Source organism: Streptomyces guryensis (genome assembly GCF_021261325.1).
Taxonomy (GTDB): domain Bacteria; phylum Actinomycetota; class Actinomycetes; order Streptomycetales; family Streptomycetaceae; genus Streptomyces; species Streptomyces guryensis.
Genome location: NZ_JAJSBI010000009.1, coordinates 128,220 through 153,857, shown reverse-complemented (window position 1 = coordinate 153,857; position 25,638 = coordinate 128,220). Strand labels below are relative to the sequence as shown.

General features: G+C 71.4%; 27 protein-coding genes and 2 pseudogenes. 16 read left to right on the top strand and 13 right to left on the bottom strand.

Features of this window, described 5'->3' with window-relative positions:
- Positions 1-24 precede the first annotated feature (24 nt).
- A complete protein-coding gene (locus LJ657_RS19815; RefSeq protein WP_232649985.1) occupies positions 25-762 on the bottom strand; it encodes a L,D-transpeptidase family protein in 738 nt (245 codons plus the stop codon).
- A gap of 133 nt (positions 763-895) precedes the next feature.
- Here LJ657_RS19815 and LJ657_RS19810 point away from each other — a divergent pair, with 133 nt between their 5' ends.
- Together LJ657_RS19810 and LJ657_RS19805 are read left to right on the top strand one after the other, a co-directional pair.
- Positions 896-2,701, top strand: coding sequence for an ABC transporter ATP-binding protein (locus LJ657_RS19810; RefSeq protein WP_232649983.1), 1,806 nt, complete (start codon positions 896-898; stop codon positions 2,699-2,701).
- Positions 2,698-4,479: an ABC transporter ATP-binding protein gene (locus LJ657_RS19805; RefSeq protein WP_232649982.1), complete on the top strand. Its 1,782-nt coding sequence runs from the start codon at positions 2,698-2,700 to the stop codon at positions 4,477-4,479. The genes LJ657_RS19810 and LJ657_RS19805 overlap by 4 nt, the downstream gene beginning before the upstream one ends.
- 48 nt (positions 4,480-4,527) lie before the next feature.
- Here LJ657_RS19805 and LJ657_RS19800 read toward each other — a convergent pair whose 3' ends face one another.
- Positions 4,528-5,037: a COG4315 family predicted lipoprotein gene (locus LJ657_RS19800; protein ID WP_232649981.1), complete on the bottom strand. Its 510-nt coding sequence runs from the start codon at positions 5,035-5,037 to the stop codon at positions 4,528-4,530.
- Between the two features lie 104 nt (positions 5,038-5,141).
- Here LJ657_RS19800 and LJ657_RS19795 point away from each other — a divergent pair, with 104 nt between their 5' ends.
- From LJ657_RS19795 to LJ657_RS48135, 6 genes are all read left to right on the top strand, one after another.
- Positions 5,142-5,741 carry an RNA polymerase sigma factor gene (locus LJ657_RS19795; protein WP_308117061.1) on the top strand — a complete coding sequence of 200 codons (600 nt, stop codon included), beginning with the start codon at positions 5,142-5,144 and terminating at the stop codon, positions 5,739-5,741.
- Positions 5,728-6,372 (top strand): anti-sigma factor, encoded by a 645-nt coding sequence (locus LJ657_RS19790; protein ID WP_232649979.1) that lies wholly within the window; start codon positions 5,728-5,730, stop codon positions 6,370-6,372. Before LJ657_RS19795 ends, LJ657_RS19790 begins: the two co-directional genes overlap by 14 nt.
- Positions 6,373-6,612: 240 nt before the next feature.
- The gene (locus tag LJ657_RS19785; protein WP_232649978.1) at positions 6,613-7,083 is read left to right on the top strand and encodes a DUF5709 domain-containing protein; all 471 of its coding nucleotides are present in this window, start codon (positions 6,613-6,615) and stop codon (positions 7,081-7,083) included.
- A 28-nt stretch (positions 7,084-7,111) separates the two neighbouring features.
- A complete protein-coding gene (locus LJ657_RS19780; protein ID WP_232649977.1) occupies positions 7,112-7,369 on the top strand; it encodes a type B 50S ribosomal protein L31 in 258 nt (85 codons plus the stop codon).
- 97 nt (positions 7,370-7,466) lie between these two features.
- The gene (locus tag LJ657_RS19775) at positions 7,467-7,637 is read left to right on the top strand and encodes a hypothetical protein (protein ID WP_232649975.1); all 171 of its coding nucleotides are present in this window, start codon (positions 7,467-7,469) and stop codon (positions 7,635-7,637) included.
- A 31-nt stretch (positions 7,638-7,668) separates the two neighbouring features.
- Positions 7,669-7,800 carry a hypothetical protein gene (locus LJ657_RS48135; RefSeq protein WP_269786680.1) on the top strand — a complete coding sequence of 44 codons (132 nt, stop codon included), beginning with the start codon at positions 7,669-7,671 and terminating at the stop codon, positions 7,798-7,800.
- Positions 7,801-7,870: 70 nt separating this feature from the next.
- On the opposite strand, the gene LJ657_RS19770 is transcribed toward LJ657_RS48135, so the two are convergent.
- Positions 7,871-8,665: a metal-dependent hydrolase gene (locus LJ657_RS19770; RefSeq protein ID WP_232649974.1), complete on the bottom strand. Its 795-nt coding sequence runs from the start codon at positions 8,663-8,665 to the stop codon at positions 7,871-7,873.
- Between the two features lie 145 nt (positions 8,666-8,810).
- Here LJ657_RS19770 and LJ657_RS19765 point away from each other — a divergent pair, with 145 nt between their 5' ends.
- Both LJ657_RS19765 and LJ657_RS19760 read left to right on the top strand, forming a co-directional pair.
- On the top strand, positions 8,811-11,324 hold the full coding sequence (locus tag LJ657_RS19765; RefSeq protein ID WP_232649973.1) for a DEAD/DEAH box helicase: 2,514 nt from the start codon (positions 8,811-8,813) through the stop codon (positions 11,322-11,324).
- A gap of 31 nt (positions 11,325-11,355) precedes the next feature.
- Positions 11,356-12,222 (top strand): acyl-CoA thioesterase, encoded by an 867-nt coding sequence (locus LJ657_RS19760; protein ID WP_232649971.1) that lies wholly within the window; start codon positions 11,356-11,358, stop codon positions 12,220-12,222.
- 1 nt (position 12,223) lies between these two features.
- Here LJ657_RS19760 and LJ657_RS19755 read toward each other — a convergent pair whose 3' ends face one another.
- Both LJ657_RS19755 and LJ657_RS19750 read right to left on the bottom strand, forming a co-directional pair.
- Complete coding sequence (locus tag LJ657_RS19755; RefSeq protein WP_232649970.1) at positions 12,224-13,279, bottom strand: DUF6397 family protein; 1,056 nt, start codon at positions 13,277-13,279, stop codon at positions 12,224-12,226.
- Positions 13,280-13,405: 126 nt separating this feature from the next.
- The gene (locus tag LJ657_RS19750) at positions 13,406-13,819 is read right to left on the bottom strand and encodes a roadblock/LC7 domain-containing protein (protein ID WP_232649968.1); all 414 of its coding nucleotides are present in this window, start codon (positions 13,817-13,819) and stop codon (positions 13,406-13,408) included.
- Positions 13,820-13,912: 93 nt separating this feature from the next.
- Here LJ657_RS19750 and LJ657_RS19745 point away from each other — a divergent pair, with 93 nt between their 5' ends.
- Entirely contained in the window at positions 13,913-14,341 is a 429-nt protein-coding gene (locus tag LJ657_RS19745; protein WP_232649967.1) for a PPOX class F420-dependent oxidoreductase, read from the top strand.
- Positions 14,342-14,366: 25 nt separating this feature from the next.
- Here the strand turns inward: LJ657_RS19745 and LJ657_RS19740 are convergent, their stop codons facing one another.
- The 5 genes from LJ657_RS19740 to LJ657_RS19720 form a co-directional block, all read right to left on the bottom strand.
- The gene (locus LJ657_RS19740; RefSeq protein ID WP_232649966.1) at positions 14,367-14,972 is read right to left on the bottom strand and encodes a GTP-binding protein; all 606 of its coding nucleotides are present in this window, start codon (positions 14,970-14,972) and stop codon (positions 14,367-14,369) included.
- A gap of 63 nt (positions 14,973-15,035) precedes the next feature.
- Positions 15,036-15,449: a DUF742 domain-containing protein gene (locus LJ657_RS19735; protein ID WP_232649965.1), complete on the bottom strand. Its 414-nt coding sequence runs from the start codon at positions 15,447-15,449 to the stop codon at positions 15,036-15,038.
- A 22-nt stretch (positions 15,450-15,471) separates the two neighbouring features.
- The gene (locus LJ657_RS19730; protein WP_232649964.1) at positions 15,472-15,909 is read right to left on the bottom strand and encodes a roadblock/LC7 domain-containing protein; all 438 of its coding nucleotides are present in this window, start codon (positions 15,907-15,909) and stop codon (positions 15,472-15,474) included.
- On the bottom strand, positions 15,906-18,428 hold the full coding sequence (locus LJ657_RS19725) for a sensor histidine kinase (protein ID WP_232649963.1): 2,523 nt from the start codon (positions 18,426-18,428) through the stop codon (positions 15,906-15,908). The genes LJ657_RS19730 and LJ657_RS19725 overlap by 4 nt, the downstream gene beginning before the upstream one ends.
- Before the next feature lie 44 nt (positions 18,429-18,472).
- Positions 18,473-19,249 carry an MHYT domain-containing protein gene (locus LJ657_RS19720; RefSeq protein ID WP_232649962.1) on the bottom strand — a complete coding sequence of 259 codons (777 nt, stop codon included), beginning with the start codon at positions 19,247-19,249 and terminating at the stop codon, positions 18,473-18,475.
- Positions 19,250-19,402: 153 nt separating this feature from the next.
- Here LJ657_RS19720 and LJ657_RS19715 point away from each other — a divergent pair, with 153 nt between their 5' ends.
- A complete protein-coding gene (locus LJ657_RS19715; RefSeq protein ID WP_232649961.1) occupies positions 19,403-20,002 on the top strand; it encodes a class I SAM-dependent methyltransferase in 600 nt (199 codons plus the stop codon).
- A gap of 4 nt (positions 20,003-20,006) precedes the next feature.
- On the opposite strand, the gene LJ657_RS19710 is transcribed toward LJ657_RS19715, so the two are convergent.
- Positions 20,007-20,762 carry an alpha/beta fold hydrolase gene (locus tag LJ657_RS19710; protein ID WP_232649960.1) on the bottom strand — a complete coding sequence of 252 codons (756 nt, stop codon included), beginning with the start codon at positions 20,760-20,762 and terminating at the stop codon, positions 20,007-20,009.
- Positions 20,763-20,884: 122 nt separating this feature from the next.
- On the opposite strand from LJ657_RS19710, the gene LJ657_RS19705 reads away from it, so the two are divergent.
- Positions 20,885-21,409 carry a PadR family transcriptional regulator gene (locus LJ657_RS19705; protein ID WP_232649959.1) on the top strand — a complete coding sequence of 175 codons (525 nt, stop codon included), beginning with the start codon at positions 20,885-20,887 and terminating at the stop codon, positions 21,407-21,409.
- Here the strand turns inward: LJ657_RS19705 and LJ657_RS19700 are convergent.
- A complete protein-coding gene (locus LJ657_RS19700) occupies positions 21,395-22,291 on the bottom strand; it encodes an oxygenase MpaB family protein (protein WP_232649958.1) in 897 nt (298 codons plus the stop codon). The genes LJ657_RS19705 and LJ657_RS19700 overlap by 15 nt on opposite strands.
- Positions 22,292-22,390: 99 nt before the next feature.
- Here LJ657_RS19700 and LJ657_RS19695 point away from each other — a divergent pair, with 99 nt between their 5' ends.
- Both LJ657_RS19695 and LJ657_RS19690 read left to right on the top strand, forming a co-directional pair.
- Entirely contained in the window at positions 22,391-22,687 is a 297-nt protein-coding gene (locus tag LJ657_RS19695) for a hypothetical protein (RefSeq protein ID WP_232649957.1), read from the top strand.
- A gap of 136 nt (positions 22,688-22,823) precedes the next feature.
- The gene (locus LJ657_RS19690; RefSeq protein WP_232649956.1) at positions 22,824-23,711 is read left to right on the top strand and encodes a hypothetical protein; all 888 of its coding nucleotides are present in this window, start codon (positions 22,824-22,826) and stop codon (positions 23,709-23,711) included.
- A 167-nt stretch (positions 23,712-23,878) separates the two neighbouring features.
- Here the strand turns inward: LJ657_RS19690 and LJ657_RS19685 are convergent.
- Positions 23,879-24,052: pseudogene (locus LJ657_RS19685) on the bottom strand (MBL fold metallo-hydrolase); the annotation flags it as partial.
- Positions 24,053-24,294: 242 nt separating this feature from the next.
- On the opposite strand from LJ657_RS19685, the pseudogene LJ657_RS19680 reads away from it, so the two are divergent.
- Positions 24,295-25,636 (top strand): annotated as a pseudogene (locus LJ657_RS19680) (tannase/feruloyl esterase family alpha/beta hydrolase).
- Positions 25,637-25,638: the final 2 nt, after the last annotated feature.

Sequence of the window (25,638 nt, the reverse complement as noted above, 5' to 3'; positions counted from 1 at the left end):
GCAATGAGGCCTCCGTCAGAAGTGCTATGCCTCCAGGTCCGCTCTGTCCCCCATCACCACCACGGGATGCCGATCCGGGTCGAGCGTGCGCAGCAGGTACTCCATCGCTGCCCTGGACAGGCTGACGCAGGCCGACGTACCGGTGCCGTGGTCCATGTGCAGCCAGATGCTGCCGCCCTTCGCCTCGCCCTCGGGGCGGGTCGGATCGTTGGGCGCGGTGCCCCTGACCCGGTTGTAGTCGATGGCGATGACGTAGTCGAAGTCGTGCCAGTGCGATGCGGCCCACTGGCGCGGGGCCGCGAAGGACGCGTCGCGGGTGTACGGGAGCCGGGCGCCGGGGTCGGGCAGGACGCCGCCCGCGTCGGTGAGGGTGAACACGCCGACGGGGCTGCGCCGGTCGCCCTCGTGGTGGTCGGCGGTCCACCCTTTCCTGCCGTTGTGCGCCGGCCAGCTGCGGGTCCGCTCCCAGGCCGAGCCGTGCTTCGTGTACAGCACGACCGTGGCGTCCGCGGAGTCCCTGCCCGCGCCGTAGACCGCCACGACCTGACGGGAGTTCGCGGGAATCCGCTGTCCCAAACGGTCGCCGATGCCGGGGATGCGGGTGCGATCGGCGGTACGCGCGCGCGTGGCGGCCATGTTGCCGGCGGCTCCTGTCTCTGCGGTACTGCTGTCCTGCGCGCCGCCGCAGGCAGACAGGGCCGTCAGAAGGGTTCCCAGGGCCGCCACCGCGACCGCCGCACGCGGTGCACCGATCTTTCGCATCGCCCCATTCTGTACGGCTCCACGGAAAACCGTTTGCCTCCGACCACGCTGCGACGCGAACCTGTCACGGTTTGCTGCCGCCGTTCGCGGCTCCCCCCACCCCCTGACACGAGCCACTGGGACGTCAGTCGTCATGCAGATTCAAGACCTTCCGTATTCCGACCCCGGTGTGCCGGACGCGCGCTCGGGTCCCCGATTCCTCTGGTGGCTGGGCCGTAATCAACTGGGCGGTCAGTTCAAGTCACTGGCCTGGGGCCTGCTGCACTTCGTGTCGGTCTCCGCGCTGCCCTTCTGTGTCGGCACCGCCATCCAGGCCGTCGTCGACCGCTCGGGCAGCCGACTCGCCCTCGCGGGTGCGCTGCTGGCGCTGGCCGGCTTCGGCACCGCACTCGGCGACACGTTCCTGCACCGCGCCGCGGTCACCAACTGGATCACGGCCGCCGCCCGCGTCCAGCAGCTGCTCGCCCGCAGGGCCGCGGTACTGGGCTCGGCGCTGACGCGGCGCGTCGCGGCCGGTGAGGTCGTGGCCGTCTCCACCGGTGACGTCGAGAAGATCGGCTGGTTCGTGGAGGCCGTCTCGCGGTTCACTGCGGCGGCCCTCACCGTGGTGCTCGTCTGCGTCGCCCTGCTCGTCTACCAGCCGGCGCTCGGCGTGGTCGTCGCCGCGGGCCTGCCCCTGCTGGCCATCGCGGTGCTGCCCCTGCTGCCGCGGGCGACCCGGCGGGCCGACCTCCAGCGCGAGAAGGCGGGGCGGGCCACCGAACTGGCCTCGGACACCGTCGCCGGACTGCGCGTACTGCGCGGCATCGGCGGCGAGGAGCTGTTCCTCGACCGCTACCGCCGCGCCTCCCAGGAGGTCCGGCACGCGGCCGTGCGCAGCGCCCGCATGTGGTCCCTGATCTCCGCGATCCAGGTGCTGCTGCCGGGTCTGCTGATGGTCGTGGTCGTCTGGTACGGCGTCCACCTGGCCCGCCAGGGCCGCATCACCGTCGGTGAACTGGTCACCGTCTACAGCTCGGTGATGGTGCTGACCTATCCGTTGCGGCACTTCGAGGAGATCGCCATGGCGTACTCCTTCTCACGGCCCTCCGCCAAGCGGGCGGCGCGCGTGCTGTCGCTGGAACGGGCCACGGACACCGAGGGCTCACGCACGGCCGACGTCCCCTCCGGGGACCTGTACGACCCGGCTACCGGGCTGCTCGCACCCTCCGGCCGGCTGACCGCGGTGGTGTGCGGCGACCCGGACGCGGCGGGCCTGCTCGCCGAACGGCTCGGCGGACACCCCGCCGAGCAGAGTGACTCCGTCCTGCTGGGCGGCGTCCCTCTCGACGAGCTGCCGCTGGACACAGCCCGGGAGGCGGTGCTCGTCCAGGACAAGGACCCGGTGCTGCTGTCCGGTTCCCTGCGCGAGCTGCTCGACGTGCCCGGTTCGGGCCATGTCGACGCGCGCGACGCGCTGGCGGCCGCCCAGTGCGGGGACGTCCTGGAGGCGCTCGCCCAGGGGTCGTTGGACGCCGAGGACCCGATGGACACCCGGATCACCGAGCGCGGGCGGTCGCTGTCCGGTGGGCAGCGGCAGCGGCTCGCGCTGGCCCGGTCGCTGGTCACCGACCCGGCGGTGCTCGTTCTGGACGAGCCGACCTCGGCCGTGGACTCACACACCGAGGCGCGGATCGCGGAGGGCGTGCGCGCCCTTCGGGAGGGGCGCACGACGGTGGTGTTCACCTCCTCGCCGCTGCTCCTGGACCACGCGGACCGGGTCGTGCTCGTCCACGAGGGCGAGGTCGCCGCGGTGGGCGTGCACCGCGAACTGGTGCACACCGAGCCCCGCTACCGGGCGGTGGTGACCCGGGAGACCGAGGACGAGGCCGCCCTGAGCGGCGTACTCGAAGAAGACCACGTACTGAACGCACTGGAAGAGATCGAGGAGACAGCATGATCGGCGTGGCGCCACCGGCGTACGACCCGGCGGCCCCGACGACGGCGCACACCCTGCCCGTCGGCGCTCCCGCGACCGTACGCGCCTATGTGGCCGAGCTGTTCCGCCGGCACCGCCGCGCCTTCCTGGTCCTGATCGCCGTCAACACGGCGGCCGTACTCGCCTCGATGGCGGGCCCATGGCTGCTGGGCGACCTGGTCGAGCGGGTGTCGGACGGCGCACGGGACCTTCGTCTACCGCCCACCGTGTCGCTGTTCGTCCTCGCGCTGCTCGTCCAGGCCGTCTTCGTACGGCAGGTGCGGCTGCGTGGGGCGATGCTCGGCGAGCGGATGCTGGCCGACCTGCGCGAGGACTTCCTCGTACGGTCGGTCGGGCTGCCGCCGGGCGTCCTGGAGCGGGCGGGCACGGGCGACCTGCTGTCCCGGATCACGACGGACATCGACCGGCTCGCCAACGCGATGCGCGAGGCGGTGCCGCAGCTGGCGATCGGTGTGGTGTGGGCGGTGCTGCTGCTCGGCGGTCTCGTCGTCACGGTGCCGCCGCTGGCGCCCGCCGTGCTGGTCGCCGTGCCGCTGCTGGTGGCCGGCTGCCGCTGGTACTTCAAACGGGCGCCGTCCGGCTACCGCTCCGAGGCCGCCGGGTACGCCGCGGTGGCCGCCGCCCTGGCGGAGACCGTCGACGCCGGGCGCACCGTGGAGGCGCACCGCCTCGGCGAGCGCCGGATCGAACTGTCCGAGCGCCGAGTGAAGGAATGGACTGCCTGGGAGAACTACACGCTCTGGCTGCGGTCCGTGCTCTTCCCCGTCATCAACCTCACCCATGTGACGGTCCTCGCCTCGGTCCTGATGATCGGCGGCGTGTTCGTCCTGCAGGGCTGGATCGGCGTGGGCCAGCTGACGACGGGGGCGCTGATCGCGCAGATGCTCGTCGACCCTGTGAACCTGATCCTGCGCTGGTACGACGAGCTGCAGGTGGCCCAGGTGTCACTGGCCCGGCTGGTCGGCGTGCGGGACATCGAACCGGACGCCGGCGAGGAGTCGTCCGCTCCGGACGGGCGCGCCGTGCACGCGGACCGGGTGCACTTCGGCTACCGCGAGGGCGTGGACGTGCTGCGCGAGGTGTCCCTGCGGGTCGCGCCCGGCACCCGGCTGGCGCTGGTCGGCCCCTCAGGCGCGGGCAAGTCCACCCTGGGCAGGCTCCTGGCCGGGATCTACGCACCGCGGCAGGGCCGCATCACCCTCGGCGGTGCCGAGCTGTCCCGCATGCCCGCCGAGCGCGTGCGCTCCCATGTGGCCCTCGTCAACCAGGAGCACCACGTCTTCGTGGGGTCCCTGCGCGACAACCTCCTGCTGGCCCGGACGGACGCCGCGGACGCCGAGCTGCGGGCGGCGCTGGGCGCGGTCGACGCCGACGGGTGGGCGCGTGCGCTGGACGACGGTCTGGACACGGAGGTCGGCTCGGGCGGGCTGGCGCTCACCCCGGCGCAGGCCCAGCAGATCGCGCTGGCCCGTCTGGTGCTGGCGGACCCGCACACGCTGGTCCTGGACGAGGCGACCTCGTTGCTGGACCCCCGTGCGGCACGCCACCTGGAGCGCTCCCTCGCCCGCGTCCTCGACGGCCGCACGGTGGTTGCGATCGCCCACCGGCTGCACACCGCCCATGACGCGGATGTGATCGCCGTCGTCGAGAACGGCCGCATCAGCGAACTCGGCAGCCACGACGAGCTCGTCGCGGCCCAGGGGGCGTATGCGGCGCTGTGGCGGTCGTGGCACGGGTGAGCGTTCCCGGCCCGGTCGGGGCCCGCCGTTCGGCGGTACCCGACCGGGTCAGTACCCATATCCACCGCCACCGCTGTTGTTCGACGCCGGGACGGCCTTCTTGATCGCCGTGCCCTTGGCGTTCAGGACGTACCAGATCTTGTCGATGCCCTGCCCCTTCAGATCGCCGGCCTTCCGGTCCTTGGCGTAGTAGTACAGCGGGTGTCCGGCGTAGGTGACCTGAGGGGTTCCCGACCCCTTCGTGTGGCCGATGAGGTGCGCGTCGACGCCGGCGCCCGCGTGCGGCTTGCCCTCCATGTGCGGCCACAGCTTCATGCATGCGGCGTTGCAGTTCATCGAGTTGGTGTTCTTGCCGTCCTCGGTGAACAGGTACAGCGTGCGTCCGCCGCCGTCGACGAGGATGTCGCCCACCGCTGAGTGGCTTGTCTTGAGGGTCGAGGTGTTCATGGTGGCCGCTGCCGGGCTGACGCTGTGGGCGCTGCCGCTCGCGCCGCCGCAGCCGGCAAGCGCCAGACCTGCGAGTGCGATCCCCGCCACGGTGATCCTGGTTCGCCTCATGGTCTCTCCGTCCCTTCTGTCGGGGGTTGTACGGGCGAACGATGTGGACGGATTGGGGCGGATTGCGCTCAATCCTTTCGGTGTTCCCGTGCGTACATATCTACGTGGAGCTGTTCCCACGGGCCGACCGGGTCGACGACGCCTCACTCGTCGCCGGTTTCGCGCTGGGCGACGAGCAGGCGGCGGTCGCCTTCGTGCGCCGGTTCCAGGACGCGGTGTACGGGCTGGCGGTGTCGGTGACCCGGGACCCGGTCCTGGCCGAGGACGTGAGCCAGGAGGTGTTCGTACGGGCCTGGCGGGCCGCGGGCAACTACGACCCCCGGCGGGCCTCGGCGCTCACCTGGCTGCTGACCATCACCCGTAACGCCGCGATCGACGCCGTGCGGGCGCGGCGCTCCACTCCCGTCCTGGCCGAGACCCTGGAGCGGCTCCTGGATGTGACCCTGCGGGCCGAGAACGACTCGGACGGCACGGAAAGGCTGGCCCTGATCGCCCTGGAGAGCGAGCGCGCCCTCGACCGGCTGCGGGCCCTGCCGGTCGAGCAGGCCAGGGCGGTCGCGCTCGCCGTGCTCGGCGGCTGCACCGCCGCCGAGGTGGGCAGGCACGAGTGCATTCCGCTGGGCACCGCCAAGACCCGTATCCGTACCGGCCTGCGCAGGCTGCGCGACGCACTGAAGGAGGGAAGCCGCGATGGAACATCCTGACGAGGACGAGCTGACCGCCCTGGCCCTCGGCACCCTCCCCGGCGAACCGGCGGAGCTGCTGCGCCACCTCACCGCCTGCGCCACCTGCCGCAGGGCCTACGACGACCTGTCGGCGGCCGTCGACGCCGTGCTGCCCGCGACCCCGGCCGTCGCGGCCCCGCCGGGCTTCGACGGCCGGGTCCTCGACCGCCTGGAACTGCGCCGTCCCTCCCCCGCCCGCCGGCGCCACCGGACCCCGCTGCTGGTCGCCGCGGCCGCCGCGGCCGGACTGGGTCTGGGCACGGTCGGCACCGCACTCCTGCACCACGACTCGGCCCCGGTCCAGGTGACCGCGAGCGATCACGGAGCCCTGCTGCTCACCGGCACGGGGGCGCGGGTCGGCAGCGTCGAACCGAGCCGCGCCGGCGCGGAGCACGTCGTGGTCATGCAGATCACTGCCGGGCTGCCCGGCACCCACTACACCTGTCGGCTCCTCCTCAAGGACGGCTCCACCCGTGACGCCGGCCAGTGGTGGATGCCGTCCTCCGGCCGGGCCACCTGGATCGCCTACGGAGCGGCCAACGCCATCGACCGTGTCGATCTCGTGACGGACGACGGCCATGTCTGGTCGTCGGCCGAGCTGCACAGCTGACGTCGGCCCGCGGCACCCGGCCATGACCCACGGCGCCGCTTTCCCCCCGGCACCGCACACCTCCTGCTGCCGTGCCGTTGCGCAGTCCCGAAAAGGGGTGGAAGGCTGGATATCGGCACCGGCTCGGGGAGCGCCCTGGGACCGACGGTTCCTCCCGGGCGCAGCCTGTGCTCCGCGTCATGGCACACCGACGCCCCACGCGGTGAGAAACGGGCCCGTCCCCACCACCTGGAGGTACCCGTGAACAGCGCCGACGGATGGGGAGACGACGTCTACCAGCCCGACGGATCCGAGATCCAGGAGGACTCCGGGCTGCTCGACGTGGAGGACACCCTGGTCGACGACGGTGTCGACGACCCCCTGGACCGGGGCTGGTCCCCTCCGGACCGACCATGGGCGGTGGAGCGGGCCGATGTGACGGCGGCGGAACGGCAGCACGGGGAGACCCTGGACCAGCGGCTCGCCGAGGAACTGCCGGACCTCGTGATGCCCGACAGCGACGGCATCGGCGACTGCGAGGGAACCGACGGCGAGCTCCTGGACAACGAGGTCGGCGCCGTCCGCTCCGGCCGTCTCGTGGCACCGGACGAGGGCGCGCACGAGGACGAGGAGAGTGCGCTCGTCGCCAGGGACGTGGGCATCGACGGCGCGGCGGCCTCCGCCGAGGAGGCTGCCATGCACATCGTGGACGAGGACGCCCTGTCCGGCTGACCAGCCGTCGACCAGCCAAGGAGCACACATGCAGCAGGACAGGCACCCCGACTACCACCAGGTCGTCTTCCGTGACCGCGCCGCAGGCTACGCGTTCCTGACCCGGTCCACCGCGACCAGCGACCAGACCATCGAGTGGGACGACGGCGAGACCTACCCGGTGGTGGACGTGGAGATCTCCTCCGAGAGCCACCCGTTCTACACCGGCAAGGCGCGGACGGTGGACACGGAGGGGCGCATCGCCCAGTTCGTGCGGCGCTACGGCGGCGGTAAGGACGACGCCTGAAGTACGCGCGGACGTGCCTGACGCCGGGCGGTCGCATCCGCCCTTCGGGATCCGTCAGTGCGACGTGAGCGTCCCGAAGGCTCCGGAGGGAAACGTCATGACCACGCGGCCGCGTCCGTCCAACCCCGTCAGGCTCGTCCCCGAGTTCGGTCCGATCAACGAAGCCCTGTTCAAGGCCACCGGCAACGGCTCGGTTCCGCAGAGCGCCATCAGCGCCGGCCAGCCGGTCGGCAACACCGCGCCGGCGCGACCCGCTCGGCGTCGGTGAAACAGGGCCGTCCCTCCAGGTCGCCAACCCCGTGTTCCGCTCCTCGGACTCGCCGGCCTTGCGCAGGTTGCCGTCGTTCATCACGGTCAGACAGGTCTGCTTCTTCATCCCGCTCGCCGTGATCGGCAGGCCGCTGCCGGGTGTCTCCCCCGCCCAGCAGTGAAGAGACTGACTCGGAGGGCTTGGAGGGTGGGGCCACGGCAGGCGCGCCCCACTCCCGCGGGCCGGTTTCCTCAGATGAAGTTCAGGGCCGCCGCGCAGCCCACCCCGCCCAGCAGCATGAACACCGGCATCAGCACCTTGAGCTCGACCCAGCTGCCGGCGCGGAAGCGCATGACCTTCGGCGGTCCGATCGGGTACCAGCGCTTGCGGCCCACCGGGATCGGCCACAGGATCGGGCAGCCGGAGACCGTCAGCGCGTCCCCGATGTCGTGGACTATCGCGCCCAGCACGATCGGCAGCCCCAGCCACAGGTACTGCTGGCCGGGCTGGGTGAACAGCCAGTCCGAGCCGTTGCCCGGCTTGTCCAGCACACCGGCGAGGATCCACGCGCTGGTAGCGGCCAGCAACCAGACCAGGACATCGGCGCTGGAGCCCCGGGTCGCCCGCCACAACAGCCCCTCGATGGCCAGCACCACGTGGACGAAGAGGATGGCGAGCACCGCCCAGCGGCCACCGGTGATGGCGGCGACCGACGTACCCCCACCGATCAGGACCGCCCACAGCCAGGTGTGGGTGAGGGTGCGGTGGCCGCCGGAGCGGCGCGGGTCGCCCTGCTTCTTCGTCGCCTTGTAGACGGCGTAGGAGAGCTTGTCGACGATCTCGCACAGGCCGCGGGAGAGGGGACCGAAGGCCCGGGAGATGGTGGCCGCCTTGTGGTCCAGGTCCGGGGCGAGAGCGGCTCCGGCGCAGATCAGAGCGCCGACCAGGATGACCGGCCAGGGCATCGGGTGGCCGGCAGCGGCAGCCGCCGCGCCGACGCCGAGCCAGGCGGCGGCGCCCGACAGTGAGTGTGCTGGTCCCATCATGGCCGTTGCCCGCCCCATTCCTCGTGTGCCGCTGTCCAGTTGACCGGGTGCGCTGACACTCCGTCGGCGACACAGCGTACTGGTCGTGATCTTCCTGCCGACAACCGATTCCCCTATGGGGGAGGTCGCCAGGCAAGATGGGTGCGTGACCCTCATCGATCAGCTGCCGCCGACCGCCGACCCCGACGCCCTCTACGAAGCCTTCGAGTCGTGGGCCCAGGAGCGAGGTCTCACGCTCTATCCCCATCAGGAGGAGGCGCTGATCGAGGTGGTCTCCGGTGCGAACGTGATCGTGTCGACGCCGACCGGCTCCGGCAAGAGCATGATCGCGGCGGGCGCCCACTTCGCCGCCCTGGCCCGGGACGAGGTCACTTTCTACACCGCGCCGATCAAGGCGCTCGTCTCGGAGAAGTTCTTCGAACTCTGCAAGATCTTCGGCACCGAGAACGTCGGCATGCTCACCGGCGACGCGTCCGTGAACTCGGACGCGCCCGTCATCTGCTGCACCGCCGAGGTGCTCGCCTCGATCGCGCTGCGCGACGGCAAGGCCGCGGACGTCGGCCAGGTCGTCATGGACGAGTTCCACTTCTACGCGGAGGGGGACCGCGGCTGGGCCTGGCAGATCCCGATCCTGGAGCTGCCCCAGGCGCAGTTCGTCCTGATGTCGGCCACCCTCGGCGATGTCTCGATGTTCGAGAAGGACCTCACCCGGCGCACCGGCCGCCCCACATCGGTGGTCCGCTCGGCGATCCGCCCGGTCCCGCTTTCGTACGAGTACCGGCTCACCCCGCTCACGGAGACACTGACCGAGCTGCTGGAGACCCGGCAGGCTCCGGTCTACATCGTGCACTTCACTCAGGCGCAGGCCGTGGAGCGGGCGCAGGCGCTGATGAGCATCAACATGTGCTCGCGGGAGGAGAAGGACCAGATCGCCGAGCTGATCGGCAACTTCCGCTTCACCACCAAGTTCGGCCGCAACCTCTCCCGGTACGTGCGGCACGGCATCGGCGTCCACCACGCCGGCATGCTCCCCAAGTACCGGCGCCTGGTGGAGAAGCTGGCGCAGGCCGGCCTGCTGAAGGTGATCTGCGGTACGGACACACTCGGCGTGGGCGTCAACGTCCCCATCCGCACGGTGCTGTTCACGGCCCTGACCAAGTACGACGGCAGCCGTGTGCGCACGCTGCGCGCCCGTGAGTTCCACCAGATCGCGGGCCGTGCCGGGCGGGCCGGTTTCGACACCGCGGGCTTTGTCGTCGCCCAGGCCCCCGAGCATGTCGTGGAGAACGAGAAGGCGCTCGCCAAGGCGGGCGACGACCCGAAGAAGCGCCGCAAGGTGGTCCGCAAGAAGGCGCCCGAGGGGTTCGTCGCGTGGACGGAGAACACCTTCGAGAAGCTCATCACCTCCGATCCGGAGCCGCTGACGTCCCGCTTCCGGGTGACGCACACCATGCTTCTGTCGGTGATCGCCCGCCCGGGCAACGCCTTCGAGGCGATGCGGCATCTGTTGGAGGACAACCACGAGCCGCGCAAGCAGCAGCTGCGGCACATCCGGCGGGCGATCGCCATCTACCGCTCGCTGCTGGACGGCGGAATCGTCGAGAAGCTCGACGAGCCGGACGCCACCGGCCGCATCGTCCGCCTCACCGTGGATCTGCAGCAGGACTTCGCGCTCAACCAGCCGCTGTCCACGTTCGCGCTCGCCGCGTTCGAACTCCTCGAACCCGAATCGCCGTCCTACGCCCTGGACATGGTGTCCGTCGTCGAGTCGACGCTGGACGACCCGCGGCAGATCCTCGTCGCCCAGCTGAACAAGGCCAAGGGCGAGGCCGTGGCCGCGATGAAGGCGGACGGCGTCGAGTACGAGGAGCGCATGGAGCGCCTCCAGGACGTCAGTTACCCCAAGCCCCTGGAGGAGCTGCTCTTCCACGCCTACAACACGTACCGCAAGAGCCACCCGTGGGTGGGCGACCACCCGCTGTCGCCGAAGTCGGTCATCCGCGACATGTACGAACGGGCGATGTCCTTCACGGAGTTGGTGTCCTTCTACGAGCTGGCGCGCACCGAGGGCATCGTGCTGCGCTACCTCGCCAGTGCGTACAAGGCCCTCGACCACAACATCCCCGACGACCTCAAGTCCGAGGACCTGCAGGACCTCATCGAGTGGCTCGGCGAGATGGTCCGCCAGGTCGACTCCAGCCTGCTGGACGAATGGGAGCAGCTCGCCAACCCGGCGGAGATGACCGCCGAGGAGGCCCAGGAGAAGGCCGACGAGGTCAAGCCGGTCACCTCCAATGCCCGCGCCTTCCGGGTCCTGGTCCGCAACGCCATGTTCCGCCGCGTCGAGCTGGCGGCCCTGGACCAGGTCGAGGAACTGGGCGAGTTGGACGCCGACTCGGGCTGGGACGCCGACGCGTGGGGCGAGGCGATGGACAAGTACTGGGACGAGTACGACGACCTCGGCACCGGCCCGGACGCGCGCGGCCCCAAGCTGCTGCTCATCGAGGAGGAGCCGGAGCACAGCCTGTGGCGCGTCCGTCAGACCTTCGCCGACCCGAACGGCGATCACGACTGGGGCATCAGCGCGGAGGTCGACCTCGCGGCCTCCGACGCCGAGGGCCGTGCGGTCGTCCGCGTCACCGACGTCGGCCAGCTGTGAGCCACGTCGTGAGCCAAGGAGAACCCCACGCATGACGAACCCGGCCGAGAGTCTGGTCGACCTGCTCGACCTGGAGCAGATCGAGGTCAACATCTTCCGTGGCCTGAGCCCGCAGGAGTCCCTGCAGCGGGTCTTCGGCGGCCAGGTGGCGGGCCAGGCGCTGGTCGCCGCCGCCCGCACCACCGATGGCGAGCGTCCGGTGCACTCCCTGCACGCGTACTTCCTGCGGCCGGGCCGTCCGGGTGTCCCGATCGTGTACCAGGTCGAACGGGTGCGGGACGGCAGGTCGTTCACCACCCGCCGGGTCACCGCAGTGCAGCAGGGCCGCACGATCTTCAACCTCACCGCCTCCTTCCACAAGCCTGAGCAAGGTTCCTTCGAGCACCAGCTCCCGCCGGCCCGCAAGGTCCCGGACCCGGAGTCCCTGCCGACGGTCACCGAGGAGATCCGGGAGTATCACGGCGAGCTGCCCGAGCAGTTGGAGCGGATGGCCCGGCGTCAGCCCTTCGACATCCGCTATGTGGACCGGCTGCGCTGGACGCCCGAGGACGTCAAGGACGCCGAGCCGCGCAGCGCCGTGTGGATGCGCGCCGTCGGACCGCTCGGCGACGACCCGGTCGTGCACACCTGCGCGCTGACCTACGCCAGCGACATGACGCTCCTGGACGCAGTCCGTATCCCGGTCCAACCCCTGTGGGGTCCACAGAGTTTCGACATCGCGTCCCTGGATCACGCCATGTGGTTCCACCGGCCGTTCCGCGCGGACGAGTGGTTCCTCTACGACCAGGAGTCACCGATCGCGACGGGCGGCCGGGGCCTGGCACGCGGGCGGATCTACGACGTCGAGGGCCGGCTGCTGGTGTCGGTGGTCCAGGAAGGTCTGTTCCGGGCGCTTTGACTTATGGCGTTCTGCGGCGCAGCCGGCCCAGCAGACCGCGTGGGCGTCCCGGTTCTTCCGGCGTGTTCGGATCTTGTTCCACGGTCGTCGAAGGCATGGGCGGGGCCTGTTCCACGGTCGTCGACGGCACGGTTGGGTTCTGTTCCGCGGTCGTCGACAGCACTGGTGGATTCTGTTCCACGCCCGTCGACAGCACGGGCGGGCCCAGTTCCCCGGCCGTCGGCGTTGTGGGTTGTTCCTGTTGCCGTGCTTCCGCCGGCCTCGGCCTTACGGTCGGGCGTGGTGCGGGCTGGACTGCGCGCGCATGGCTGACCGCCTGTGCGAGATCGGCCCGCAGCCAGTCGATCTCGTCCGGGTCCTGCGCCATGGTGAGGCTCTCGGCCAGGTGCGCGGCGGGCGAGTCCGGTGCGCCGTGCGCCTGCGGCCTGGCCCGGAACCGGTTCAAGTGGACGCGCTCGTAGGGGTCCTGCACGATTTCCGCGACCTGGACGGCGTCGAGCTGGGAGGCCACGGCCGCGGCGCACGCCCACGGATGCCTGTCGGCCCGCCGCAGCAGGAATCCGAGGTTCCGCGCGCGCCAGTTACGGGGCCGCAGATCCAGCCCCGCCACCAGCTGCTCCCGCGGGCCTGCGGGCGTACGGCCCTTCAGCAGCGGCGCCTTGTTCTCGTCGGCCGCGAACTGCCGTAGCTCTTCGGCCAGATAGAGCCAGACAACGGCCCGGTACCGGTTGAGGTAGAACTTGACGGGCTTGACCACGCCGAGCCGGGCCAGCCGCGTGAACCTGCCGGGCGTGACCTGCAGAAGGTCCGCTCCTTCCTTGGTGCCCACGGTTTCGACGCGTTGCTTCAGGGTCTCGGGGAAGCCGCCCTCGGCGCGCAGCCGGTCGATCTCGGTGCGGGTGACCCGTCGGCCCCCACCCCCTTCGTCGGGCACGGTGCGGATGCATCCGAGGTCCACGGCGAGATCGAACTCGCCTCGCCTGAGCCCCAGTTCGCGTGCCGCCCGGCTCGGCGTGCAGGAGGTGGGGTGCGGTTGTGTGACGGTGTTGCCTGACATGGCCGGTCTCCCCCGTGGAGTCTGTGGCTCACGCCGTTCGCGTGGCCTCGGGAAAAACCGTAGCCGCTTCGGCGGATCTCGTGGCAAGCCTGTGGATAACTCCAGGGGAGAGGATAAACGTGCAGGTCAGCTCTCTGTGGTCGGGGTTCGCTCGGGCTGTCGGGCCTCTACGCCGAGGTGTTCGCCGACTCGGTTGACGAGCAGGGTCATCTCGTAGGCGATCTGGCCGATGTCGGCCTCCGCTCCGCTGAGCACGCACAGACAGCTGCTGGTGCCGGCGGCGGTGACGAACAGCACCGCGTCGTCGAACTCGATCATCGTCTGGCGCACTCTGCCCGCGCCGAAGTGGCGTCCCGAGCCCTTGGCCAGGCTGTGCAGTCCGGACGAGACAGCGGCAAGATGCTCGGCGTCCTCGCGCCTCAGCCCCGTACTCGCTCCCGTCACCAGACCGTCGTTGGACAGGACCAGTGCGTGCCGCACATGTTCGACGCGCTCGGTCAGGTCGTCCAACAGCCAGCCAAGTCCCTGGTTCTGCACCATGATCCGGTCTCCCCGCGTGATGACTCCCCCTGGCCGGAGGATCTCCACGCCAGCCTTCACCACGACCGCTGCGCGGGCAAGGAGGATAGGGGCATGGCGCAGAAGATGACCGACAAGGAATGGCGGGACTTCGTCTCGCAAGGCACCCGTACCGGAAAGCTGGCGACCGTCCGGGCCGACGGAAGTCCGCACGTGACCCCGATCTGGTTCGTACTCGACGGGGACGACGTGGTGTTCAACACCGCGAGCACGAGCGTGAAGGGGCGCAATGTCGTGCGCGACGGCCGGGTCGCGCTGTGCGTGGACGACGACCGGCCGCCCTTCGACTTTGTCGTCCTGCAGGGCCGTGCCCGGATTTCGGAGGACCTCGACGAGCTCAGGCGGTGGGCCGCCCGCATCGGGGCGCGCTACATGGGCGCGGACCGTGCCGAGGAGTTCGGGGCCCGCAACGGGGTGCCGGGGGAACTCCTCGTCCGTGTCACGATCGACAAGGTGCTGGCGGAGAAGGCCGTCGCGAGCTGAGCGAGGCGCCCGCCGGGAACCTCCGTCAGCCGACCGAGTCGAGGAGCCGGGCGGTGTGCATCCGCCCGGCGTACTCGACGAGCCGGATCAGCACTTCCTTCCCCGAGTCGCGGTCACGGGCGTCGCACAGCACCACCGGTGTTCCCCGGTCGAGGTCCAGGGCGCGTGAGACGTCCTGGGCGCCGTAAGCGCGGGCGCCCGTGAAGCAGTTGACGGCGACCACGAACGGGATGTGCCGGTGCTCGAAGTAGTCCACCGCCGGGAAGCAGTCCTCCAGGCGCCGGGTGTCGGCGAGGACCACCGCGCCGAGTGCTCCCTGGGACAGTTCGTCCCACAGGAACCAGAAACGGTCCTGGCCCGGTGTGCCGAAGAGGTACAGGGAGAGGCCGGACCTGATGGTGATGCGCCCGAAGTCCATGGCGACGGTCGTGGTGACCTTCTGGTCCACACCGTCGGTGTCGTCCACCAACTGGCCCGCCTCGCTGAGCAGTTCCTCGGTGCGCAGCGGCCTGATCTCGCTGACCGCGCCCACCAGGGTGGTCTTGCCCACGCCGAATCCGCCGGCGACCAGTATCTTCAACGCCAGTGCGGCCGTCTCGCCGTCCTGCGCGTCGGAGTGCTCGGAGACCATCGATCACTTCTCTCGGGAGTGCCGGGTTGCCCTGTGCGGGACCGGGTGGTGGTGAAGGTTCATCTACAGCGCCCGTAGCCCTTCGATCACCTCGCGCAGAATCCGTTCGTCAGGAAGCTGTGCGGGCGGTACCGGACGGCTGACGGTGACGCAGCCGAGTTCCAGCAGGTCGCCGAGGAGCACGCGGACCACGCCCACGGGCAGGTCGGCGCCAGCGGCGAGTTCGGCGACCGACTGGGTCTCGGTGCGACACAGGCCGATGAGGGCACGGTGTTCCGGCCCGAGCCCGGTGTCGTCTTCGACGCCTGGTGCGCCCGTGTCCAGGGTGACCAGGGCGATCAGGTCGAAGCGGACCCCGGTGGGGCCGGGCCTGGTGCGTCCGCCCGTCATGGCGTACGGCCGGACGAGGGGCCCGGCCTCGCCGTCGTACCACTGGCTGCCCGGCTCGGGCAGGGTGCCGGTGCTGTCCGCGTTCATGCGCGCGCGCCACCCTCACGCCTCATCGGGCGGCCGGCGGCCGCGCGGCCACGCGCGTCGGCGTGTACAGGTGCTCGCCCACGCGTTTGACCAGTCGTGCCATCTCGTAGGCCACCAGGCCTATGTCGGCGGTGACGGCGGTGAGTACGGCGAGGCAGGAGCCGTCGCCCGCGGCGGCCACGAACAGGAAGCCGTCGTCCATCTCCACCATGGTCTGGCGCACACCCCCGGCACCGAAGTGCCGTCCCGCGCCCTTGGCCAGGCTGTGGAAGCCGGAAGCCACGGCGGCGAGGTGCTCAGCGTCCTCGCGGCGCAGGTCGGTCGAGGCGCCCACGGCGAGTCCGTCGTTGGAGAGCACCACGGCGTGCCGTACTTCGCTCACACGCAGCACCAAGTCGTCCAGCAGCCAGTCGAGTTCGCCGGATCGCCGGTCGGCCCTCGTGCTCGGGTCCTGGATCATGCGCGGTCTCCTTCACTGCTGTCGCTGCGCGGTGTGGGTTCCGGTTTCACGCCGCGGCCGGGTTGCCTGCCGCCGCCGCGCGTCCAGCCCTCGCGGTAGGCGGCCATGCGGTCCCGCACGATCTCGGGGGTACGCCGGTCGTCGCGGGCGGAGGCCGGCGGGTGGGCGGGCTCCTCGGTGCGCTGTTCGCGCAGTTGGGGGGCGAGACTTGCCTGGCGTACGCGGCGGGGCAGGTCGTCGGACTCTTCGGTGTCCTCCGGGGGACGGTGCAGGCGCAAGGTGGTGACTCCGGGGGGTGGGGTGTCGGACGTCGTGTCCACCACGGCCGGTGCGTGGGCCACCAGCGCGGGCCGCTCGGTCGTCGCCGGGACGGAGTCCTGGGTCGGGGTGCCGCCGGGCACGCGCGCGTACTCGCGTTCCGTCGGCCGCTGCGGGTCCGCGGCCTTGCCGGGGGAACGTTCCGCCGCGCCGCCGTGCAGGAGGGCGGTGGGCAGCAGGACGACTGCGGTGGTGCCGCCGTAGGGGGAGGTGCGCAGGTGCACCTTGATTCCGTGGCGGGCCGCGAGCCTGCTGACCACGAAGAGACCGAGCCGGTCGCTGTCGAAGAGGTCGAGGGCCTCGGACTGCTCGATGCGGCGGTTGGCCTCGGTGAGGGTCTCCGAGCCCATGCCCAGGCCGCGGTCCTCGACCTCGATGACGTAGCCGTTGCCCACGGGTTCGCCGGTGATGCGCACGCGTGTGTGAGGCGGCGAGAACTGGGCGGCGTTCTCGACGACCTCGGCCAAGAGGTGGGTGAGGTCGGCGACGACCGAGCCGACGACGGCTGACTCGGGGAGCTGTCGCACCTCCACGCGCGCGTAGTCCTCGACTTCGGACACGGCCGCGCGCACCACGTTGGTCAGCGAGACCGGCATGCGCCAGGCCCGGCCGGGTGCCGCGCCGGAGAGGATGATCAGGCTCTCGGCGTGGCGCCGCATCCGGGTGGTGAGGTGGTCGAGGCGGAACAGGTCGCTCAGCTCGTTCGGGTCGTCGGAGCGGCGTTCCATGCTGTCGAGGAGGCTCAGTTGGCGGTGGACGAGGATCTGGCTGCGGCGGGCGAGGTTGACGAAGACCCCGGAGATGCCGCTGGCGAGTTCGGCGCGCTCCACGGCGGCCCGCAGGGCGGCGCGGTGGACCGTGCCGAGGGCCTCGGCGACCTGTCCGGTCTCGTCCTCGGCCGGTGGTCCCGGCGGGGCCTCGGCCTGGATGTCGATCTCCTCGCCGGCACGCAGCTTCCGCATGGCTTCGGGAAGGTTGCGGCGGGCGATCTCCAGGGCGCTGTTGCGCAGGCTCACCAGCTCGACGACGAGGCCGCGTCCGATGCGGACCGAGATGACGAGCGACGCGGCCACCGCGGCAAGGCCGAGGAGCACCGCGGCGCCGGCCGGGGTGAGCAGGCCGCGCGTGAACGGGTCGGCGCGGTGTGCGACGCCGCGCCCGGCGTCCTGCTCGATCGTCCGCATGCCCTCCTGCACGCGCGTGTGCGCCGTGTTCCAGGTGGCTTCGGGTGCTGCCGCGACCGCCCGCCCACCGGGGGCGGCGGTGAGGATCCGGTCCTCCGTGCTGCCCAGAGCGGCATAGGCGCTGTCGTCGGCGAGGTCGCGCCAGGCGGTGCGTTCGGGGCCGCTCAGGTCGGCCACGGCGCCCTGGGTGAGCGTGCGGCGGGTGTCGACGGCACCGGTGAACAGCCGCAGCCGCTCGCCACTGAGACCACCGGCCAAACGGGCACCCGAGAGCACCGAGTCCTCCTGGGCCAACGCCTCGCCCGCACGGGAGAATTCGAGCAGTACGCGCGCGTCGGAGCCCAGGTCGGCGTCCTGGATGCCGGTGAGCGCGCCACCGACCGCGAAGGCGCTGTTGATGGTGCTGGTGTACTGCCCGTATGCCATGTCCCAGTGCGCGCGGCGGTCGAGCACCGCGGTGCGCAGGGAACGCAGCTGTTGGGCACCGGCGACGAAGGCCTTGAGCCGCTGGGCCACTCCGGAGGGCAGTTCCTCACTGTCGGCCACCGTGTTGCCGCCTCCGAGCCGCAGCGCTGCGACGGCCTGGTCGGTGCGGTCCGCGACCTTCTGGTAGTCGTCGCTCCGCCCGGCCGACGGGGCGGTCGCCCAGCGCACCGCCGCCGAGCGCTCGGCCTGCAGTGCGGCGACCGCCGTGGCGATCGGGGTGCGGATCTCGGAGTCGACGCGCTGCAACTGCCGTAGCCGCGCCACGTCCTGGGCGGTGGTGACGGTGGCGTACGCCCACAGGGCCAGCAGCGAGACGACCGGAACCATCAGCAGGCAGACGATTTTGGCGCGGACGGTGCGCGGCCGTATCCGCCAGCGGCCCCCGGGCGCGGGTGCATCGGTCGGCAGCACGTCCGCGGGTTCGTCGGGGGCCTCGTCGGCGGGTGGACCGGCGTGGGCGCGACGGCCGCGCACGGGAGGCGTTGGCGGCGCCTCGGCGCCGCGGCTGGGGGTCCTACGGGGTGTACGCATGGCCTCCTCGCTCGGGAGTGGTTCGGGGGCGGACCGGGCCGTCGTCAGTTGGCGACGGCGCTCTCGACCGGCCGCTGGGCCGAGGCGGATGCCTCGCGCTCCCCGGTCGTCGGCGACAGCGCGACGAAGGCCGAGGTCAGGAAGAGGTAGGAGCCGAGGCCGACGGCGAGGGGGAAGATGAACTGCATCGCCGTGGCCCCGGGCAGGGCCTGGCCGGACGGTGTGACATGGACGCGCACCGCGAACATCGCGGTGTAGTGCATGCTGGTCACGGCGGCGCCCATGATCAGGGAGGCGACGGTGACGGCGATGGGCGACTTGATGTTGAGCCCCGCCCACAGGGCCGCCGTCGCCGCGACGACGGCGATCAGGACGGAGAGCGCGACGAGCGCCGGGTCGTAGCTGACGTGGCCGTGCAGCCGTACCGCGGCCATGCCCAGATAGTGCATGCTCGCGACGCCGATTCCGGTGGTCAGTCCACCGAGGAAGAGCGCGCGGGTGCGATCACGGCTGTAGCCGACGGCGAAGACGCCTGCCCAGACCACGATCATGGCGACGAGCAGGCTCACGATGGTGAGCGGCACGTCGTAGCGGATGTCGGTGCCGCTGACGCCGAAACCGAGCATGGCCACGAAGTGCATGGTCCAGATGCCGGTGCCGATCGCGGAGGCGGCGGTGATCAGCCAGTTGCGGCGCGAGCGCCCGGTGGCGCCCAGCGCACGGACCGTACAGCGCAGACCCAGTGCGGCGCCTATGCAGGCCATCACATACGACAGCACGGGGGTAAGCCAGCCGAAGGTGGCGTGGTCCAGGTGTCCCATGGCCCCGGGACGCTAGTCCCCACAGGGGCGCACAAAGGGCGCGCATTTCGAAAGCTGTTGGAATATGACACAGAGAGGTACCTGAACGATCGCGCCCCGCTCGAACGTGTGCGCAGCAGCGCCCATCCGTTTCGGTGAGGGATCATGCGGAACATGAGCGACGACCACACGCATGTCCAGGAGTTCTTCGGCGCCCGCGCCACCGACTGGGACAGCCGGTTCCCCGACGACGGTCCCGCCTACGCCGCCGCGGTGGCCGAGTTGGGGCTGCGCGAGGGCGCCCGGGTACTCGACGCGGGCTGCGGCACCGGGCGCGCCCTGACGCCGCTGCGCGCCGCCGTGGGGCCCTCGGGAGTGGTCCTCGGGGCCGATCTGACCCCGGCCATGCTCCGGGCCGCCGTACGGGCCGGAAGGGGCCACGACGGACAGCTGCTGCTCGCCGACGTCGCCGCACTGCCGCTGCGCTCCGAGGCGCTGGACGCCGTGTTCGCCGCCGGGCTCATCGCCCATCTGCCCCAGCCTGCGGAGAATCTGCGGGAGTTGGCCCGCGTGGTCCGGCCGGGCGGCACGCTGGCGCTGTTCCACCCCATCGGCCGGGCGGCGCTGGCGGCCCGCCAGGGCCGCCGGATCACTCCGGACGATCTGCGCGCGGAGCCCAACCTCTGTCCACTGCTGGCCGGTTCGGGCTGGCGCATGACCTCGTACACCGACGAGGACGCCCGCTTCCTGGCACTGGCCGTACGGGAGGACTGACGGCTCAGCAGCGGCTCTCGACCGCTGCCACGAAGGCGTCGGGGTTGTCGAACATGACGTTGTGGCCCGCACCGGCCACGGTCACCACCCGGACGCCCGCCGCTTCCAGGGCTTGTCTGCCCGCGAGTTCACCGCTCAGCTCGCCCTGCAGGTAGACGCGCTCGATCGGCAACTGTTCGAGGATGGAGCGCATGACGGGCTCGGAGCCGCGCCGCAGGCCGACGGCAGAGCGGTGCAGGGCTCGCGGGTCGGCCAGCCGCATGGTCGCCGCCCACAGGGGGCCGACGTTCTCCAGCACGCGCGCGTGGGCGCCGTCGACGAACGCGTCCTCCTCATGGGAGGCGATGCCGCTGCTTCCCGCGGTGGGCGGCGGGAAGGCGTCGAGGTTGGCCTCCGTGAGCACCAGCCGGGATACCAGATCGGGCCGCCGGTGGGCGAGCACGATGGCGACGGCACCGCCCATGCTGTGCGCCACCAGCTCGGCTCCCGTCAGGTCCGCCGCGTCCAGGGCGGCGGCCAGCGCGTCGGCGTGCTCCTGGAGGGTGTAGCCGAAGTGTTCGGGGCGGTCGCTGATGCCGTGCCCGGGGAGATCGACGAACAGGCTGCGCCGGCCGGCGAGTTCGGGGCGGGCCGCGATGTGCGCGTGGTACACGGCCGACATCGAGCCCAGGCCGTGCACATACACGCGCGCGGGTTCCTCGCCGGGCGTCTCCGTCCATCGGATGCAGCTTCCCCTGCCGTCGAACTCGGCCTGCTTCATCGCGTCTCCTTCATGCGCCACGTTCTTTCCCGATCGGACAGGAAGATACATCGTCACCGATGTATAGCGAAGTCGATATACCAGGGTAGTGATGTACAGCGCTGGTGCGGGAGAATGCGGGCATGCTGGAGCTGGCCATCCTCGGATTCCTGTACGACACCCCACTGCACGGCTACGAGCTGCGCAAACGCATCACCGCGCTGACGGGCCATGTGAAACCCGTCGCCGAGAGCACCCTGTACCCGGCGATCAAACGCCTGGAGAAGGCGGGCCTGCTGGCGCGCGCCACAGAACCCGGCTCCGTGGCCGCCCCGCGCCACGTCCTGACCCTCAGCGAGGAGGGCAGAGCCGAGTTGCGCCGGCGGCTCGCCACACCCGACCGGCGCGACATCACCGACGAGAACAGGTGGTTCACCGTGCTCGCCTTCCTGCGCCACCTCGACGACACCGCGGCGCAGGCCGCCGTGCTCCGGCGCAGGCTGTCCTTCCTGGAGGAACCGGCGAGCTTCTTCTACGAGGGTGACCGGCCGCTGCGCGCCGAGGAACTGGACGATCCCTTCCGCCGCGGGCTGCTGACCATCGCACGGGCCACGTCCCGGGCCGAACTCACCTGGCTGCGGGAGACCATCGGGTCACTCGACGGCTGATCCGTTCACGTGCCGCACCGGACATCCCTGTACGCCGGGAACCGGGCGGGTGCCCAGTTCGTTCAGCTCGTAGCCGTTCGGATAGCCCTTGACCTCCCAGTTCTGCCGCGCGTGGTGCGGCGCGCGCCGGGGCGGGAGGAGGCGCACGACGCGTCCACGCGCGCGTACGGCGCCGCGTACCAGTGCGCGGGTGGCGGCGCCCGGGGGCGGGTAGCGGAAGGCGGTCAGGAGGCGGTCGTCGAGCAGGGCGAGGGTCGAGGTGCGCAGGAGGGGGGCGAGCGGGCGCGGGTACCAGGAGGCCATCAGCGCGAGGGTGGCGTCGGAGACGCGGCGCGCGTCCTCGTCCCAGCCGAAGTGCGCCTCCTCGTAGGCGTCGAGGCAGGTCTCGAAGTCCTCGTAGGACTCCGGGATGTCCCGGATGCCCATGTGCCGGCCCAGGGTGCGGTAGTGGACGGCGGCGGCGACGGTCTCGTGGCGCGACAGCCGGCGCCACCCATAGGCGTCGATCCACCGCTTGGGCATCACCACGAAGGTGCACAGCACGTAGCGCATGTCGCCGTCGGCGATGTCGTAGCTGCGGTGCATCTGGTTGATCCTGCGGATCGCTGTGCCGGCCTGCGGGCTGCCGAAGCCGTGCTCGACGACGGCGTCGAGGAGGAGGGTGGTGTCGTCGTAGCGCTTCTGGGACCGCTGGGTGAGTTCCGCCGTCTCGGCGAGCAGGCGCCCGATGCCGGGTACGGCGTAGGTGCGGTACAGGGCCAGTTCGAGGGCGCGGGTGAAATCCCACGGGAACTCGTAGGCGGCGCTGAGCCGGTAGATCTCGGAAGCGTCCTTGCAGGGGTCCATCCGCAGGATCTGTTCGAGCCGTTGGAAGCGCTTCACCGTTGCGTCCCCCTTCTGCCGCCGGAGCTCCAACTCTACGTTGAACAGCAGGAGATGAACGTTCCGCCAGGGCAACCACGCAGGGGGAAGGTGGTCAGCATGTTGGGCAGGGTGCGCAAGTCCTGTGCAAGATTCCTCAACGCCGTTCGCGCGGACAGCGGCAACGGCCGGGAAAAACATACACACAATCTTTTCGAAGCCGCAGCCGCGTACGTCTCGGCGTGCGCGGAGGACGACCAGGACCGGATCGAGGAGGCGGCGGGCTGGGTGTCGCCGGAGGCGCTGTCCTTCGGGGTCAACGAGCTGGCCTGCCGGGCTGTCATCGCCCTCGCACGGGAGCGCGACGAGTCGCCGGGGACGGTGGCCCGCGCGCTTCTGGGCCTCCCGGCGGCCTGACGCGTCGGGTCAGGTGCGGTCGATTCGCCCCGTCCAGCCGGAAAACTGCAGCTCCGGGTGTGCTTGTGAGTCGTGACAAGCTGCTTCCGCTCGCACTAGGGTGCGCCCGATCGGATGAATCGATGGGGAGGCTGGGATGGCCGGGACGGACGAGGACGCCGTCGCCGCCGCGGACGATGCGCTTTATGTGCTCACGGCGGTACTTCTGACGCCGGCGAAGTTCCCGAGCGTGCTGGGCGACGACTACCCGGAGGCCTGCGCGGCGCTCGGCCTCGCGCCGCTGGCCGACGGATACGGCCTGGTGCTCGGCCAGGACGGTGACGGCGCCCGGTGGACGGTCGTGGTCGACGACGTCTCCCTGGTCGCCGTCGCCATCGCGTCCTGGGACTGCGGGATGGAGTACGACCTGTCGCCGGACGAGCGCTCGGTCGTGGCCGCGCTGCCGGGCTGGCCCCTCGCGGTCGCCGTGGCGGCTCCCGGCGTGCCCGAGCCGCATGATCCCGGCCCCGAGGTCGCGGACGGTCCGCCGCTGGCGCCGCCGGACACCAGCAGGTGGGGGCCGGCTCAGCGGCGCCTGGGTGCCGACGAGATCGCGCTGCAGTGGGCGGTGTGGCGCGAGCAGATCGGCGACGACGCCTTCCCGACTGTGAACGGGGCCTCCCCGGCCGCCGAGGGCACGGCGGAAGAGCCCTTGGAGGACGCGGAGAAGCAGGACGCTCAGGCCGAGGAGGCCGAGCCGGCGGGCAGGCCGTCGGGACACGGCGGGGTCCGGCGGGTGCTCGCCGAGGCTCGCGCGTACGTGGAGACTCCGCCGCCTCTCGGCCGCGTCCGGTCGTCCTTCGCCCCGGGCGACGCGCGGACGCTGCGTGCCGACGGTCCGGGCTGGTCGCTCGTCGCCCGGACCGACGACATCGCGTTCGTGCTGCTCGACGCGGAGCCCGGCGAGGTGTTGCCGGTCGGCCGCGGAGCGGAGCTGCCGGGTCTGCTGGAGGCGCTCGACAAGATGGCCGTGCGCCCCAGCTGAGGCCGGACCGCCCCCGCACGCGACGCCGCGGCGGGGCGCGGGTGCCGTGCTCCCGGGCGACGACGGGCCGTCGGCGTGCGAGCCGGGCAGCGCAGGAAGCCGGGAGTGCGCAGGCGGGCGGACGCACGAGTCCGGGGTGCGGCCACGGCGTGAGGCTGTTGGGCGGGGTGGAAGAGGGCGTTGCCGGGCCGCTCGCGGCCGTTGCCCACCCCCGTGTCGACCAGGACGGTGCGGTCGCCGCTGCGGACCACCCAGGTCTGCAGCGCGACCACGGCCCGGTCGCCGCCGGGCTCCCAGTGGTCCGGGACGAGCGCCTGTCGGTTGTCCCGCCACACCTCCGCGACGCCAGGAGCCCCGTTGTCGGCGTACACGGTGAAATCCGCGCCGCGCCTCCTTGCGTCGATCTCCTTCCTCCGCACGGGACTTCGCCCGCGGGCACTGTTCCGGGCCGCCATGCGGTGGGCGCGTTCCATGTGGTCCCGGCCCATGGATGCAGCGGAGGCCGGACCGCACGATGGGGCAGCCGTCGGCGCCCGCTCCGCTGCGGGCGCCGTTCCCTCCCGTCCTGCCCCGGAGGTCCGTCATGCGTCCGTCCCGCGGTGTTCCGCTCGCTGCCGCCGCCCTGCTGACCGCTGCCGTCACCTGGCCGGCCCCTGCCCGGGCCATGGCAGTCGGCGGGGATCACTGTGTCCGCCAGGAGCGGGTGCACGTGCCGGGCGCCGCCTTTCAGCAGAGCGTCTGTCTGCCCGACCTGACCACGACCGGGCTCGCCGGCACGCCGTACACCGACATGGCTGATCAGGCGGGCCTTACAGCCAAAGCGACCCGTACCGCACTTCAACACCACCCACGGCTGGCGCCACGACGCACAGTTCGTGATCCGGTTGCCCGACCACTGGAACGGCGGCCTGGTGGTCACCGGCGCTCCCGGCACGCGCAGGCAGTACGCGACGGACACGGCGATCTCCGACCAGGTGATCGCCCAGGGTTACGCATACGCGGCGACCGACAAGGGCAACAGCGGCGCCGACTTCTACCGCGACGGAACCCGGCCCGGTGACGCGGTCGCCGAGTGGAACGCGCGGACCACTCAGCTCACCCGGGCGGCCAAGCGCGCGGTGGCCCAGCGGTACGGGCACGCCCCGCGCCGTACGTACATGACCGGCATCTCCAACGGCGGCTATCTCACCCGCTGGCAGCTGGAGCACCACCCGGACCTGTACGACGGCGGCGTGGACTGGGAGGGTGCGCTGTGGACCGCGGACGGCCCGAGCCTGCTCACCTCGCTGCCGACGGCGGTGGCGCGGATGCTGGGCTCGGCGCGGGACGAGGACCTGTACGCGGTGGGCTTCGCGCGTGGCTCGGAGTTTCTGTGGCCGTACCACGAGAAGGCGTACTGGGGCGCCACGCAGAAGATCTACCGCGCCGAGTTCGACCCCACATACGACCCCGGCTGCCCCGGTCCGTCCGCCGGCAGCACCCCGGAGCAGATCCTGTCGCCCTGCCCCGCCGACGCGGTGTACGACTACGCGTCGCGGCCGGTGTCCGTCCATCGCGCCGTGGCTCGCGTGGCACTCACGGGACGCATCGGCCGACCGCTGATCACGCTGCACGGCGACCTGGACGCGCTGCTGCCCAAGGCCGCCGACTCGGACGTGTACGCGCGCATGGTCGCCGCGAGCGGACAGGGTGCGCTGCACCGCTACTACACCATCCAGGGCGGCACGCACGTCGACGGGTTGTACGACACGCATCCGGACCGGCTGCGCCCGATCCTGCCCTGCTACCGCTCGGCGTTCGAAGCGCTGGTCTCCTGGGTGGAGGCGGGCGCGCGACCGCCCGCGGACCATACGGTCGCACGGCCCGCGGACGGCGATGTGGTCGACTCCTGCGCCCTGGCCGACCGGGTCGATCCCCTGCGGTAGTG